Raw genomic sequence first — 14578 nt, 5'->3', positions numbered from 1 at the left:
ATCAAGGCTCGCGGCTCTGGTCCGTCGTTCAGCGACTATCGGCTATCGGCTATGGCTTCGCTGTGTGCCACATGTCCTTAAAACCGTCCCCCTTCATTTCTCCCGCCTGCTTGTCTGCCGCGTAGCGGTACAGGGGATGGCCTTTGTATGCCCATTGCTGCTTGCCGTCCGCGGAAGGGATCAGCGTCCAGTCGCCTGACGGCTTGTCCGACGGGCTCGCCATGGCCGCGGGCCAGTTGCTCGTGCAGCCGCCGGTGCAGGCGCTCACGCCGGGTGTGGTGTCTTTGTCGAAGGTATAGAGCGTCATGCCGTCCGCGGTGACGAAGCGGCCGTCGACGATCTTCGGGGCTTCGGCAAGCGCGGTCTGTTGCAGTGCGAGGAGAGTCAGCGTGGAGAGGCAGAAGAGAGTCTTGCGCATGGTGTCGGCTCCTGATTTTAATGTTGGTCTTGCGCGGAACGCGGCGTGCGGGCGCGCGTGGCGAATAAACGATTGAACGGATTCGCTTATTCCCTTGGCTTTGCGCGGCTTCGTGACGCAGAGCCTGGTAATCGCATGGCTGTTGTGCAATAACAACAAAATATTTTTTAAAATCGGATTTAGAGGCACTTAAATCATAAGCCCCTGATATCACCCTGAGGTTGATACCCTCCGAGGTGATCGGTGGCGATCATAGATCGGAAAGAGTCGGCGGCGGTGATAGTGGCGCCCGCAACATTGATCTGGCTGGATGAGACACCGAAATGCGCCGGCAAGGAACAGATGGACTTCTACCTTCGGCACGCCTTAAAGGCCCAAAGTCAGTGCGTCTCGACCATACGCGCCATTGGTGAATTGAAGAACCCGCGCCAGGTGGCCTTCGTAAAACAAACCGATGTCGCGAACGGTTGGAGTTTGGAACGACGGCAAAAGCAGGCAGAGGCAGTCCGGCGCTGGAAGCCGTGGGGGGAGCGGTCCACCGGACCGACAACACGTACTAGTCGGCGAGGAGATGGGCGAGGCAGATGATATAGATCTCGACGACCGCTGGAGACCGGAAGTCCAGGCGCAGGCCGTCGAAGAACATGCCTGCTACGGCTTTCGTGTCAAACGTTGTTTCCGAGAACTGTTCCGCATGTGTTGCCAGATCTTGCGCCCGGCGACACAGCGCCATGCGCTTTAGCGAATTGACCTCGCCATCGTTGAATCGCAGCCAGATCTGTGCACATTCGACCAAATCCTCGACCTTGAGCCATTCACCAGTCCCATGACGTGCGGTCAATTGAGACACAACGAGATAGGTCAGCATCTCTGCCGGTGCTAGTAGGCTGAAGTCAATTGGCTGAGTCATCTGACGGAGTTCTATCGTCGTGTGCACAGGGCATTGTGTTGCCCGGTATAGCACGTCGAGAAAGGCGGCCACCCTGGTCGCAAAGGCGGCACGTAACGCATTACCACCAACACCTGACTTAAGAGCGTGAACTCTCAGGATAAGAGGGTTCCACGTCTGGCGTGATTGAACCCGCCAAAACATTGACGAATTCCGTCGAGCCGAGGTGGTGACGCGCGACACCCAATTGGGCAATCTCAATCATGAAGGGTCATCGGGTCGCATCGAGAATCCCCATCGTGGCGCTTGAATCGCAAGTGCTCGACGTCTTCCCCGTTACAGACGGGACTTCCTTCGTTCCGAACGTTTGATCCTCCCCGTCGCCTCAGGGTTAGAGATCTGCGCTCGCAGACCTCTGTGTCACACGCGTAGTCGTAAAAGGCCGCCGACGACCCGCCGACGATCGGTCGGCATCTCTCACGAAGGCCTGTCTGGTCGCTGCAAGAATCCCCACTGCAGTTGCTCGCCGAGCATCGATGTAAGCAGCCAGATCGGCAACGTGCACGCCCTTGGCGCCCTTCTGCGACGTCTCCATGCGAACGAGCGGAAGCGCAATCTCACCAGCGGATATCTTTCTAACCAGCGTCGGCACCGTGAGTGGTGCGAAATAGTCCCGGCACACGACGTCGATGGGAACGATCGCCTTGGCGCCGTATTGGGCCAACAGGATGAATGCGGTGTTCATACCGCGGCCTCGCCCGAACTGCCCGTGGTTACTTTAATCAGTTGCACACTTCTTACCGCGGCTAGGGTTGGGCGGCGGGAGTAGATCGGAGACTGGACTGCGAATCTGATTCGCAACCTTTAGGGGCGATCAACACGGCCCTTGTGCGCGGCGAACAGCACATCGCCGCTCCTACCGTTTAGTCAAAGTGTTGGCGTGTTCGGCCATATTCACGAGCAATGCTTCCCTTAGGCCTACTATTTTTGCTGGCCCTTCGAGGGGGGGTGAATCGGCTTCTAGGGGGGCGATTCGGTCCTTGTACCCCTCGGAGTTTTAGCCTGCCGCACACCCGCTGGCAGGCTATTTTTTTGGGTGCGCCTTCGGTGGACGTAACGACTAGCATCTCAGGCCGGTTCTATCGTTGCTTAAGCTGGAGGTAATCCCGACGGCACCGGTGCGCAGCAAAGCCGCCGGCCTGCCGGGCAACTGACGGTCGGATAGGAGCACTGCGGGCAGCGCCGATTCGATGCAGGAAACCGGCAACCCTATCTTCTTCCCCGGATCGTTTCCGGGCAGCACGAATAGCGACTCCCGACACAAGTGAAACCTCGGGATAGATGCCGAGCGCCAGACTCTTTTCCTTGCTCTCGAATCGGTACTTGAGTGAGCACCCAGCGCTTGCCACCGGCCGGCGTGATGAGTACGAACAGGCCGCCGCCATCGAATCGCTTCTGCTGCTTCTCAACTGGCTTGGCGTTGCGGATCGCACAATATCGGTCAGGGCCATGTGCGCTCTCGTGCTGGGGCTCCTGCCGTGGGGGTTCTTGGTTTTGGGGTTTGCAAAGAGCCCCCGGAAAAACCCCCGACGACATGTTGCTGTCACTAGGGGTTGTTTGCGGTGGTTTGCAACAAAATACCCCGCTGAGCGGGGTTTTGTTGTGAAACGTTGTGAACGTTTGGACAGTAATTGGTGGAGGCGGCGGGAATCGAACCCGCGTCCAGAAGCACTCTACGACTAGTTCTACATACTTAGTTCTGTCATTTGATTTAACCACCACGACGCGGACGAACACGCTGCGTGACGGCGATTCACTAGATTTTCGACCCGGGCGTCGTGACGCCGCCAAGGCTTAACTGACGTATATGACCTCTGTCGGTATTGCTACCGGTCTTGCGACTCTAGCCCGTCAGTGAACTAGGCAGAGGACGGCGGCCCTTAGGCTGCCAGTGCGAACGTTTCGTCGTTTGCAGTTACGTTTTTCCCATTGATTAACGAGGTGACGGGTCCTCGGTATGCCCTAGCCGCTTCGCAACCCCTGTCGAAACCAGGTCGCCCCCGCGGTTCGTTGCCCCAAACGTCTGGGCCAGCGTAGATTTTACAATAGTTTGACGGCCACGTCCTGGCTGATTGCCTCGTTGTCTTACCGGCGCAGCGCACTGCCGTACTGCCGTACTGCCGTACTGCCGCAGTGTCGTAGTGTCGTAGTGTCGCGGCGAAGCGGCAATGCAGTGGTGCAGCATTGTGTTGCGTGCGCCATGTCTGCCGTGTTCGCTTATGCGCTTAGCCGATGTCGCGAAGCAGCTTCTGCAATTCAGCAGGCGATTGCACGACATGTTGCGCGTGCCATTGCGTCGGCGGAATGTCGTTGCCGCAGTAGCCGTAGGCGGCCGCGATGGTTTTCATGCCGGCCGCGAAACCCGCCTGCACATCGCGCAGGTCGTCGCCGACGTAGACGATGTGCTCCGGCACCACATCCAGTTCGCGCGCGGCGTGCAACAGGGGCGCGGGGTGCGGCTTCGAATGCGGCGTCGTGTCGCCGCTCACCACGCAGCCCGCGCGCTCTTCGAGGCCGAGTAGCGCGATCAGCGGCTCGGTGAGCCGTGCCGCCTTGTTCGTCACGATACCCCAGCGCACGCCCCGTGCGTCGAGATCGTCGAGCAATTCGGGGATGCCGGGAAACAGCGTGGTCTCGATGCACAAGTCTGCTTCGTAGTTGGCGAGAAACTCCTCACGCATCGACGTGAACTCGCGATGCTCGGGGCCGATGCCGAAGGCCCCGCCAATCAGCCCGCGCGCGCCCGCCGACGCGAGCGGTCGCAGATCTTCGAGCGGCACCATCTCGAGCCTGCGATCATGGCGCATTTTGTTGACGGCGGCCGCGAGATCGGGCGCGGTGTCGGCCAGCGTGCCGTCGAGGTCGAACAGGACTGCATGGCAAAGACCGAGCGCGTCGTCGTTGTCTTCGCGTTGGGGCAGGGGCGTGGGATCGCTCATTGATTAGATTGAGTCCGGCAGGTCGGGGCGGATCAGACGTCGCGGCGGCAGGCGAGCATGTAGTTCACGCTCGAGTCGGCGGACAGCGTGAAATGCTTGCTGAGCGGGTTATAAACGATGCCTTTGATATCGACTGTGCGCAGGCTGGCGGCGCGCACAAAGCTCGCCAATTCCGACGGACGGATGAAGCGCGCATAGTCGTGCGTGCCCTTGGGCAGCATCCGCGCGATATATTCGGCGCCGATCACCGCGAACAGATACGACTTCACATTGCGGTTCAGCGTGGAGAAGAACACCCAGCCGCCCGGTTTTACCAGCGTCTTGCAGGCCTCGACAATGGCGGCTGGTTCGGGCACGTGCTCAAGCATTTCCATGCAGGTGACGGCGTCGTAAGTGCCCGGTTCACGGGCAGCCAGTGCCTCAGCGGCGATTTCTTCGTAACTAACGGTTACGCCGCTTTCAAGGCTGTGAAGATCCGCCACGCCGAGCGCCTGGCTCGACAGGTCGATTCCCTTCACGTGTGCCCCCAATCCCGCCATCGACTCCGACAGAATGCCTCCGCCGCAACCGATGTCCAACACGGTTTTACCGGCGAGATGCGCGTGCGCGTCGATCCAGCTTAGGCGAATCGGATTGAGTTCATGCAGCGGTTTGAATTCGGCATTCGGGTCCCACCAACGATGCGCGAGGTCGCTAAATTTCTGCAGTTCGTGGGGATCGGCGTTGGTCATAGCGGAAGCTGCCTCGATGAGAGCGTTGAGCGGGCGCTCGAGGATAAACCCTGAGTATATAGGCCGAGCGACAGGGCGGCAAAATGCCGCGCGGTGGCTGGCGCGTCCTGTTCCGGCAGTTCGGGCGCGGACTCGGAGGAGAAAGCGAGTGGCGCCCGCAGCCGTGGCATAAAAAAAGCCCCGCCGAAGCGGGGCTTTGATACTGCGGTAATTTGGAGCTTACTGCTTCGAAGTGCCGACAACTTCGACTTCCACGCGACGATCCGGTGCGAGGCAAGCGACGAGTTGCTTGTGGTTCTTCTGGTTGCAGCCGGTCGTGACCGGGTTGCGCTTGCCCTTGCCTTCCGTATAGATACGGTTGGATTCGATGCCCTTGCTGACGAGGTACGACTTCACAGCTTGAGCGCGGCGCAGCGACAGACGGTCGTTGTACTTGTCCGAACCGATACGGTCCGTGTAACCCGTTGCGACGATGACTTCCAGGTTCAGCGCGCCGACCTTCGATGCCAGGTCGTCCAGCTTTTCCTTGCCAGCCGGCTTCAGGATAGCCTTGTCGAAGTCAAACAGAGCGTCAGCTTGATACGTAATCTTTTGGCTCGTAATAGCCGGTGCAGGTGCGACCGGAGCCGGCGGGGTCGGAGCCTGGGCAACCAGGGCGCCATCGCACTTTGCGTTGGCCGTTGCCGGCGTCCAGAATGCATCGCGCCAGCAAAGCTCGTTCGTGCCGTTCATCCACACGTATTCGCCGGTACCATTCACCCAGTTGTCGTTCGTGGCTTGTCGCGACGCCGGCACCGATTGTGCCATGGCGGATGCAGCCATAACTGCGGTAGCTGCAATGAACGCGAGCTTTGAAAGTTTATTCATATTTCTCCTCTCGAAATTGAGATTACCGCAGGTTTACTGCGAGCCTGTTGACGAAGACAAGTCATACATTGCTCGAAGTATAACATCGGTGTAGAACAAAAAACGCGCTGTGTAGACTTCGAGCAGTGTCTGACTCTTTGTGCGTTGGCATTTTGCCATATCGTTCCCTTCCAACGATAAAAAAATCTGCCCCCGATCAAATCGCCCTCCAAATGTGGTGCATGCGCAACAAAAGCAATCCGCTGCAGGCACCGCCAGTCATGGCTGAGCGGCGAATTGCCCCATGCACGAATCGAGCCTGCCCTGGGTCGATAGCGGGGGTCCAGGGCGCCGTTCCCGCTCGCCTGCTAATAGGTATACGTACCCCCGCCGGGGGGCGGATGCGCGACATGTTAGAATCGCGTGATGCGTTGCGCCTGCAATGCTTACGCAAAGGCGCGGTTAAATTAACGCCGTCGCCTTGGCACGTAAAAGATACGGATAATGGATCAATTCGCCAAAGAGACTCTGCCAATCTCCCTAGAGGAGGAAATGCGCCGTTCGTATCTCGATTACGCGATGAGCGTGATCGTGGGGCGTGCGCTTCCCGATGTTCGCGATGGCCTGAAGCCGGTGCACCGGCGTGTGCTGTACGCGATGCACGAACTGAACAACGACTGGAACCGGGCTTACAAGAAGTCGGCGCGTATTGTCGGCGACGTCATCGGTAAATATCACCCCCACGGCGACACGGCTGTCTACGACACGATTGTCCGCATGGCGCAGGATTTCTCGTTGCGCTACATGCTGGTGGACGGTCAGGGCAACTTCGGTTCGGTCGACGGCGACAACGCCGCGGCGATGCGGTACACCGAAATCCGCATGGCAAAGATCGGCCACGAACTGTTGGCCGACATCGACAAGGAAACGGTCGACTTCACGCCGAACTACGACGGCAGCGAAAACGAACCGGCCATCTTGCCGGCGCGTATTCCCAATCTGCTGATCAATGGCTCGTCCGGTATTGCGGTCGGCATGGCGACCAATATCCCGCCGCACAACCTCAACGAGGTTGTTGATGCATGTCAGCATCTGCTGAAAAATCCGGAAGCCACGATCGACGAACTGATCGAGATCATTCCGGCGCCGGACTTCCCGACCGCCGGCATCATCTACGGCGTGGCTGGCGTGCGCGATGGTTACCGCACCGGCCGCGGCCGGGTGGTGATGCGCGCGCTAACGCACTTCGAAGAAATCGACCGCGGTCAGCGCATGTCGATCATCGTCGACGAGTTGCCGTACCAGGTGAACAAGCGCTCACTTCTGGAGCGCATCGCCGAGCTGGTCAACGAGAAGAAGCTCGAAGGCATCTCGGACATCCGTGACGAATCCGACAAGAGCGGCATGCGCGTCGTGATCGAACTGAAGCGCGGCGAAGTGCCGGAAGTCGTTCTCAATAATCTATATAAGGCGACCCAGCTTCAGGACACCTTCGGCATGAACATGGTCGCGCTGGTCGACGGCCAGCCGAAGCTGCTGAACCTGAAGGAAATGCTGTCGTGCTTCCTGTCGCATCGCCGGGAAGTGCTGACGCGGCGCACTGTATACGAACTGCGCAAGGCGCGCGAACGCGGTCACGTGCTCGAAGGTCTGGCAGTCGCCCTCGCGAACATCGACGAGTTCATCGCGATCATCAAGGCCGCGCCTACGCCGCCGATCGCCAAGCAGGAATTGATGGCGCGTCCGTGGGATTCGTCGCTGGTGCGCGAAATGTTGGCGCGCGCCGAGACGGAAAACGCGTCGGCTGGCGGCCGTGAGGCCTATCGTCCGGAGGGGTTGAACCCGTCCTTCGGCATGCAGTCCGACGGCCTCTACCGCTTGTCCGACACCCAGGCTCAGGAAATCTTGCAGATGCGTCTGCAACGCCTGACGGGTCTGGAGCAGGACAAGATCATCGGCGAGTACCGCGAAGTGATGGCGCAAATCGCCGACCTGCTGGACATTCTGGCTCGCCCGGAACGCATTACGGCGATCATCGTCGACGAACTCACGTCGATCAAAGCCGAATTCGGCGACGCGCGCCGCTCGAAGATCGAGCTGAACGCAACCGAACTGAACACCGAAGACCTGATCACGCCGCAAGAGATGGTCGTGACCATGTCGCACGCCGGTTATGTGAAATCGCAGCCGTTGTCCGAATATCGCGCCCAGAAGCGCGGCGGTCGCGGCAAACAGGCGACTTCCATGAAGGAAGACGACTGGATCGACACGCTCTTCATCGCCAACACGCACGATCACATCCTGTGCTTCTCGAATCGCGGCCGCGTCTACTGGGTCAAGGTTTATGAAGTGCCGCAGGGGTCGCGGAACTCGCGCGGCCGTCCGATCGTCAATATGTTCCCGTTGCAGGACGGCGAAAAGATCACGGTCGTGCTGCCGGTCAAGGAATTCACGGCAGACAAATTCGTGTTCATGGCCACCGCGTTAGGAACGGTAAAGAAGACGCCGCTGGAAGCCTTCAGCCGGCCGTTGCGCAAGGGTATTATTGCGGTCGGTCTGGATGACGGGGACTACCTGATTGGCGCTGCCATTACGGACGGCCAGCATGACGTGATGCTGTTCTCGGATTCCGGCAAGGCAGTGCGTTTCGACGAGAACGACGTTCGTCCGATGGGCCGTGAGGCACGTGGTGTGCGCGGCATGCAACTCGAAGACGGCCAAAGCGTGATCGCGTTGCTGGTGGCCGGCGACGAGCAACAGTCGGTGCTCACCGCAACCGAAAACGGCTATGGCAAACGCACGCCGATCACCGAGTACACGCGGCACGGGCGCGGTACGAAGGGGATGATTGCGATCCAGACGTCGGAGCGTAACGGCAAGGTCGTCGCCGCCACGCTGGTGGATCAGGAAGCGCAGATCATGCTGATCACGGATACGGGCGTGCTGATTCGTACACGCGTATCGGAAATCCGCGAAATGGGGCGCGCAACCCAAGGTGTTACACTCATCAGCCTTGACGAAGGGACCAAGCTTTCAGGTCTGCAACAGGTTGCTGAGCCGGAAGCGGAAGCGGATGTGGATGTGGATGTGGAAGGCGACACCGAAGGTCCTGCCGAAGGCGACAACGGCGGTGAGGATGGTGGTGCGGCCTGATCCGCGTCGGCGGCTTTCAGTCCCAGCTATTGGTTGAAAGCTGCGCAGGGAACAATGGCGTGTCGGGCCGATACGCGTCCCGCGCAGCTTGCAGTTCAAGTTAATTTCTCTTAGGGAGTAATGATGCAAAAACGATTCAAACAACTGATGTTGCTGGCTGCTCTCGTGCCGACCTTCGCTATGGCTCAAGCTCTGCAGAGCTCGGCACCGGCGGCTCCGGCTGCTGCCGCGGCACCGGTTGATCCGGCCAAGCAGGCTGCAATCAAGGATCTGCTGGACGCAATCGACGCGCAAAAGCTCGTCGGCGCAATCGGCAACAGCGCCCAGATGCAAGCCAAGCAGCTGGTTCCGGCTATCCTGTCGGACGCCCTGAGCGAAAACAAGACGATGACGGACAAGCAGAAGCAGGCTTCCGTCCCGACGCTGCAAAAGAATGCAGTGCCGAAGCTGGTTGATGGCGCAGGCCAGGTGTTCGCAACTGACTCCTTCCGTCAAGACGCAATGCAAGCTCAGTACGACGCTTACGCGAAGTACTACAGCACGTCGGAAATTAAGGATCTGACCGCGTTCTACAAGAGCCCGACCGGCCGCAAGTTCATCCAGGTGCAAGACCAGGTTGGCCGCGACGTCGTGAATGGCTTGATGCAAAAGTACATGCCGCAATCGATCAAGGCAACGCGCGACCAGGCTGACAAGGAAGTCGCTTCGGTCAAGCCGGCTAAGTAAGCCAGCTAGTTAGCCAAAAGTCAAAAGGCTGCGCTGACATCGCGCTAGCCGCCGCTTGGCAAGCTATACGGCGTGCTGGGCGGCAGGCCGGGTTTGGCGGGTTGGCAGTGACAATGCGATAATGGCCGTTTGCGCACACGCGCAGACGGCCATTTTCTTTTTGGGCGTGAAAGTGTTGCTAAATACGTGCTGTCAAACGCGCGTCGTCAAACTCGCATTGCCGAGTTCGCGGCGCTAACTTTGCAGAGGCTGCCTTTGCAGCGGCTGCCTTTGCAGCGGCTGCCGTTGCAGCGGCAGCCTTTACGGCTGCCAACTTCGCCGATTTTTGCGCGATCTGTTCGTTTTTCGCGCCAGCTTCCAGGATCTCACGATGCGCGTTTTTAATTTCTCTGCTGGCCCGGCTGCCATGCCCGAAGAAGTGCTGCGTCAGGCAGCCGACGAGATGCTCAATTGGCAGGGCAGTGGCATGAGCGTGATGGAAATGAGCCATCGCGGCAAAGAATTCATGTCGATCCATGAGAAAGCACTCGTCGATCTGCGTGACTTGCTCGACGTGCCCGCTAGCCATCGCATCCTGTTTCTGCAGGGCGGTGGCTTGGGCGAAAACGCGATCGTGCCGATGAATCTGATGGGTGCCAAGGCGCGTGCGGATTTCGTCGTGACGGGTTCGTGGTCGCAGAAGTCGTTCAAGGAGGCGCAAAAGTACGGCACGGTGCATCTTGCGGCGAGCGGTCAGACGGCCGAAGGCTTCACGCGCGCGCCGGCACGCTCGGAATGGCAACTGTCGGACGATCCCGCGTACGTGCATCTGTGCACGAACGAGACTATTCACGGCGTCGAGACGTTCGAGATTCCGGACCTCGGCGATATTCCGCTGGTGGCGGACGCCTCGTCGCACATCCTGTCGCGTCCGATGGACATCGCCAAATACGGCGTGCTGTTCGGTGGCGCGCAGAAGAACATCGGCATGGCGGGTGTGACGGTCGTGATCGTGCGCGAAGACATGCTGGGCCGCGCGCAAGCGATCTGCCCGTCGGCGTTCGAATGGAAAACCGTCGCCGAGAACAATTCGATGTACAACACGCCGCCCACGTACGCGATTTACATCGCAGGGCTGGTGTTCAAGTGGTTGAAGAAGCAGGGTGGCCTTGCCATGATGGAAGCGCGTAATCTCGAAAAAGCGAAGCTGTTGTACGACGCGATCGATTCGAGCAGCTTCTATCTGAACAAGGTCGAGCGTGGCTCGCGCTCGCGGATGAACGTACCGTTTTTCCTCGCCGACGAGTCGCGCAACGAAGATTTCCTGGCCGGCGCGAAAGCGCGGGGAATGGTGCAGCTAAAGGGCCACAAGTCCGTCGGCGGCATGCGGGCGTCGATTTATAACGCCGTCCCGCTCGAAGGCGTCAAAGCGCTTGTCGAATACATGAAGGAATTCGAACAGCGCAGTGCCTGATCGTCTTCGATATTCAGGCACGCGCATCCTTTCCAGCACGCATTTGTGCAGCAGCTACCGGCAGGGCCGTTTTCACGCATGGACGACGAACTCAATACCCGACTCAAACCCCTTCGCGAACGCATCGACGCGCTCGACGCGCAGCTGATCGCGCTCCTCAATCAGCGCGCCGCAGTGGCGCTCGAAGTGGGCGAGGTGAAGAAGCATTTCAATGCGCCGGTGTTCCGCCCCGAGCGCGAGCAGCAGGTGATCGCGCGCTTGCAGGATATGAGCGACGGCCCGCTGGCCAGCGAGCATATCAGCGCGATCTGGCGCGAGATCATGGCCGCGAGCCGCGCGCTCGAAAAGACCATCAAGGCCGCGTATCTCGGCCCGGTCGGCACGTATAGCGAACAGGCGATGCACGAGTACTTCGGTCAGTCGATCGAGGGTCTGCCGTGCCCTTCGATCGACGAAGTATTTCGCTCGGTCGAAGCCGGCGCCGCCGAATTCGGCGTTGTGCCGGTCGAGAATTCGACTGAAGGCGCGGTGTCGCGCACGCTCGATCTGCTGCTGCAAACCCAGCTCACGATCGGCGGCGAACTGGCCTTGCCGATTCACCACAACCTCCTGACGCTGAATGGTGCCCTCGCCGGCGTGAAGCGAGTGTGTGCGCACGCGCAGGCGCTCGCGCAGTGCCAGCGCTGGCTCGCGACCAACGCGCCGCATCTCGAGCGCCAGGCGGTGTCGAGCAATGCCGAAGCCGCGCGCATGGCGGCGGAAGATCCGACCGTCGCCGCCATCGCCGGCGATCGCGCCGCGACGCATTACGGTCTGCAGGTCGCTTACGCCCTGATCCAGGACGATCCGCACAACCGCACGCGTTTCGTGATGATCGGCAAGGAACGCACCGGCGTCAGCGGACACGACCAGACCTCGTTGATCGTTTCGGTCGCGAACGAGCCGGGCGCGGTGTTCAAGTTGCTGGAGCCTTTGGCGCGTCATAGCGTATCCATGACCCGTTTCGAGTCGCGTCCGGCGCGCGTCGGCACGTGGGAGTATTACTTCTATATCGACGTCGAAGGCCATCGCGACGAGCCGGCGGTCGCTGCCGCGTTAGCCGAACTCGGCCAGAAGGCCGCGTTCCTGAAGATACTCGGCTCGTATCCGCGCGCCCGCTAATGGCTGTCGAGGCGCGCTCACGCCGCTCTGGCGCGCCTGCCGCATATTCATCTACTACTAATTAGTCGTTCGGAGATTTTCATGACAACGTCCTTCGGCCCTTCCTATGTGCGCGCGATTGCGCCTTACATCGCCGGTAAGCCGATTTCGGAAGTGGCCCGCGAGTTTGGCCTCGACGAAGCGACCATCGTGAAGCTCGCGTCGAACGAAAATCCGCTCGGCATGCCGGAATCGGCGCAACGCGCCATGGCGCAAGCGGCCAGCGAACTCGGCCGCTATCCGGACGCGAATGCATTCGAGCTGAAGGCGGCGCTGAGCGAGCGCTACGGCGTGCTGGCCGACTGGGTCACGCTCGGCAACGGCAGCAACGACATTCTCGAAATCGCCGCGCATGCGTTCGTCGAGAAGGGCCAATCGATCGTCTACGCCCAATACTCGTTCGCGGTCTACGCGCTCGCCACGCAAGGTGTGGGTGCGCGGGCGATCGTCGTGCCGGCCGTCAAGTACGGCCACGATCTTGACGCGATGCTCGCTGCGATCACGGACGACACCCGCCTGATCTTCGTTGCAAACCCGAACAACCCGACCGGCACGTTCATCGAAGGCGCGAAGCTCGAAGCGTTTCTCGACAAGGTGCCGCCTCACGTGGTCGTCGTGCTCGACGAGGCGTACACGGAATATCTGCCGGAAGAAAAGCGCTACGATTCGATCGCGTGGGTGCGCCGTTACCCGAATCTGCTGGTGTCGCGCACGTTCTCGAAGGCGTTCGGCCTCGCGGGCTTGCGTGTCGGCTTCGCCATCGCGCAGCCCGGGTTGACCGACCTGCTGAACCGTCTGCGTCAGCCGTTCAACGTGAACACGCTGGCGCAAGCTGCGGCGGTCGCGGCGCTGAGCGACAAGGCGTTTCTGGAAAAGAGCGCGGCCCTGAATGCGCAAGGCTATCGTCTTTTGACCGAAGCGTTCGACAAACTCGGCCTCGAATATGTGCCGTCGGACGGTAACTTCGTGCTGGTGCGTGTCGGCAACGACGATGCAGCGGGCAACCGCGTCAATGTGGAGTTGCTGAAGCAGGGCGTGATCGTTCGCCCGGTCGGCAACTACGGTTTGCCGCAATGGCTGCGCATCACGATCGGCCTGCCGGCAGAAAACGAAGCGTTCCTCGTGGCGCTCGAAAAGACGCTCGCTACCGCATAAGCGATTGACCTTGACCCGCGCGCCTCACTTTACGGAAGGCGCGCTTTTTCTGTGACCGACGTGGCCGCGTTCTCTTTTAACAAGCTGGTGATTTTCGGTGTCGGCCTGATCGGCGGATCGCTCGCGCGTGCATTGCGCGAGCGAGGTGAGGCGGCAGGCGCGCGCGCAGTGATCGGTGTCGGGCGTTCGTTCGCGTCGACGGCGCGCGCGCTGGAATTGGGCGTGATCGACGGATCCGCGGCACTGAACGACGCCGCCGCGCTGCGTGCTGCGCTATCCGGCGCGGATATCGTGGTGCTTGCCGCGCCGGTTGCGCAGACACAGCCGCTGCTGGAGCGCATTGCGCCGTTTCTCGACGCAGGCACGATCGTCACCGATGCCGGCAGCACCAAGTCCGATGTGGTCGCATCCGCGCGTGCGGCGCTCGGCGCGCGCATCGGCCAGTTCGTGCCGGGGCATCCGATTGCCGGCCGTGAGGCGAGCGGCCCGGATGCGGCCTTGCCCGATCTGTACGTGAATCGCAACGTCGTGTTGTGCCCGCTGCCGGAGAACGCGCCGGAAGCGGTCGAGCGTGTTGCCGCGATGTGGCGCGCTACCGGCGCTTGTGTGCGGGAGATGACGCCCGAGCAGCATGACCGCGTACTCGCATCGGTCAGCCATTTGCCGCACGTTTTGTCGTTCGCGCTGGTCGAGCAGATTCTCAACTCGCCCGACGCTGCGCTGAAATTCTCATTCGCCGCCGGCGGCTTCCGCGACTTCACGCGCATCGCTGCGTCGAGCCCGGAAATGTGGCGTGACGTGTGTGTGGCGAATCGCGCCGCGTTGCTCGACGAACTCGATGCGTATACGGCGGTGCTCGCACGCCTGCGAGCGGCGATCGACACTGGCGACGGCGCCGCGCTCGAAGCCGTGTTCGCGCGCTCGCGCGTCGCGCGCAGCGAATGGCAGGAACAGCGCGCTGCCGGATCCGCACTCGGCGACGCCTCGACATAACCGGAACTGGACTCA

General features: G+C 60.5%; 12 protein-coding genes, 1 other RNA gene and 1 pseudogene. 6 read left to right on the top strand and 8 right to left on the bottom strand.

Going from position 1 to position 14578, the window contains the following annotated elements:
* Positions 1-49 precede the first annotated feature (49 nt).
* The 7 genes and pseudogenes from P3T22_RS09425 to ompA form a co-directional block, all read right to left on the bottom strand.
* Entirely contained in the window at positions 50-418 is a 369-nt protein-coding gene (locus tag P3T22_RS09425) for a COG4315 family predicted lipoprotein (RefSeq protein WP_063496928.1), read from the bottom strand.
* A 556-nt stretch (positions 419-974) separates the two neighbouring features.
* Positions 975-1286, bottom strand: coding sequence for a hypothetical protein (locus P3T22_RS09420; protein WP_429324812.1), 312 nt, complete (start codon positions 1284-1286; stop codon positions 975-977).
* 532 nt (positions 1287-1818) lie between these two features.
* Positions 1819-2052: pseudogene (locus tag P3T22_RS09415) on the bottom strand (pyocin activator PrtN family protein); the annotation flags it as partial.
* 947 nt (positions 2053-2999) lie between these two features.
* Positions 3000-3369, bottom strand: a transfer-messenger RNA (tmRNA) gene (gene ssrA, locus P3T22_RS09410).
* A 223-nt stretch (positions 3370-3592) separates the two neighbouring features.
* Entirely contained in the window at positions 3593-4306 is a 714-nt protein-coding gene (gene gph / locus P3T22_RS09405) for a phosphoglycolate phosphatase (protein WP_063496927.1), read from the bottom strand.
* A 32-nt stretch (positions 4307-4338) separates the two neighbouring features.
* Complete coding sequence (ubiG, locus tag P3T22_RS09400; RefSeq protein ID WP_429324811.1) at positions 4339-5037, bottom strand: bifunctional 2-polyprenyl-6-hydroxyphenol methylase/3-demethylubiquinol 3-O-methyltransferase UbiG; 699 nt, start codon at positions 5035-5037, stop codon at positions 4339-4341.
* 219 nt (positions 5038-5256) lie between these two features.
* Positions 5257-5904: an outer membrane protein OmpA gene (ompA, locus tag P3T22_RS09395; protein ID WP_063496925.1), complete on the bottom strand. Its 648-nt coding sequence runs from the start codon at positions 5902-5904 to the stop codon at positions 5257-5259.
* Between the two features lie 483 nt (positions 5905-6387).
* Between ompA and gyrA the strand changes: the two genes are divergently transcribed.
* A complete protein-coding gene (gyrA, locus tag P3T22_RS09390; protein ID WP_429324810.1) occupies positions 6388-9036 on the top strand; it encodes a DNA gyrase subunit A in 2649 nt (882 codons plus the stop codon).
* Positions 9037-9159: 123 nt separating this feature from the next.
* A complete protein-coding gene (locus P3T22_RS09385; RefSeq protein WP_063496923.1) occupies positions 9160-9762 on the top strand; it encodes a DUF2059 domain-containing protein in 603 nt (200 codons plus the stop codon).
* A gap of 178 nt (positions 9763-9940) precedes the next feature.
* Here P3T22_RS09385 and P3T22_RS09380 read toward each other — a convergent pair whose 3' ends face one another.
* Positions 9941-10279, bottom strand: a complete 339-nt coding sequence (locus P3T22_RS09380) for a hypothetical protein (protein ID WP_429324902.1) — start codon at positions 10277-10279, stop codon at positions 9941-9943.
* On the opposite strand from P3T22_RS09380, the gene serC reads away from it, so the two are divergent.
* The 4 genes from serC to P3T22_RS09360 all read left to right on the top strand — a co-directional run bounded on the left by serC (position 10169) and on the right by P3T22_RS09360 (position 14563).
* Positions 10169-11215, top strand: a complete 1047-nt coding sequence (serC, locus tag P3T22_RS09375; RefSeq protein ID WP_236720959.1) for a 3-phosphoserine/phosphohydroxythreonine transaminase — start codon at positions 10169-10171, stop codon at positions 11213-11215. The two genes, P3T22_RS09380 and serC, sit on opposite strands and share 111 nt — an antisense overlap.
* Positions 11216-11293: 78 nt before the next feature.
* Positions 11294-12376, top strand: coding sequence for a prephenate dehydratase (gene pheA / locus P3T22_RS09370; RefSeq protein ID WP_063496922.1), 1083 nt, complete (start codon positions 11294-11296; stop codon positions 12374-12376).
* Between the two features lie 81 nt (positions 12377-12457).
* Positions 12458-13570 carry a histidinol-phosphate transaminase gene (gene hisC, locus P3T22_RS09365; protein WP_063496921.1) on the top strand — a complete coding sequence of 371 codons (1113 nt, stop codon included), beginning with the start codon at positions 12458-12460 and terminating at the stop codon, positions 13568-13570.
* A gap of 51 nt (positions 13571-13621) precedes the next feature.
* The gene (locus tag P3T22_RS09360) at positions 13622-14563 is read left to right on the top strand and encodes a prephenate dehydrogenase (protein WP_063496920.1); all 942 of its coding nucleotides are present in this window, start codon (positions 13622-13624) and stop codon (positions 14561-14563) included.
* The last annotated feature ends 15 nt before the right edge of the window (positions 14564-14578 follow it).

The sequence above is a fragment of the Paraburkholderia sp. GAS348 genome, assembly GCF_050434205.1.
GTDB lineage: Bacteria > Pseudomonadota > Gammaproteobacteria > Burkholderiales > Burkholderiaceae > Paraburkholderia.
This window is presented reverse-complemented; position numbering and strand designations above follow the sequence as displayed.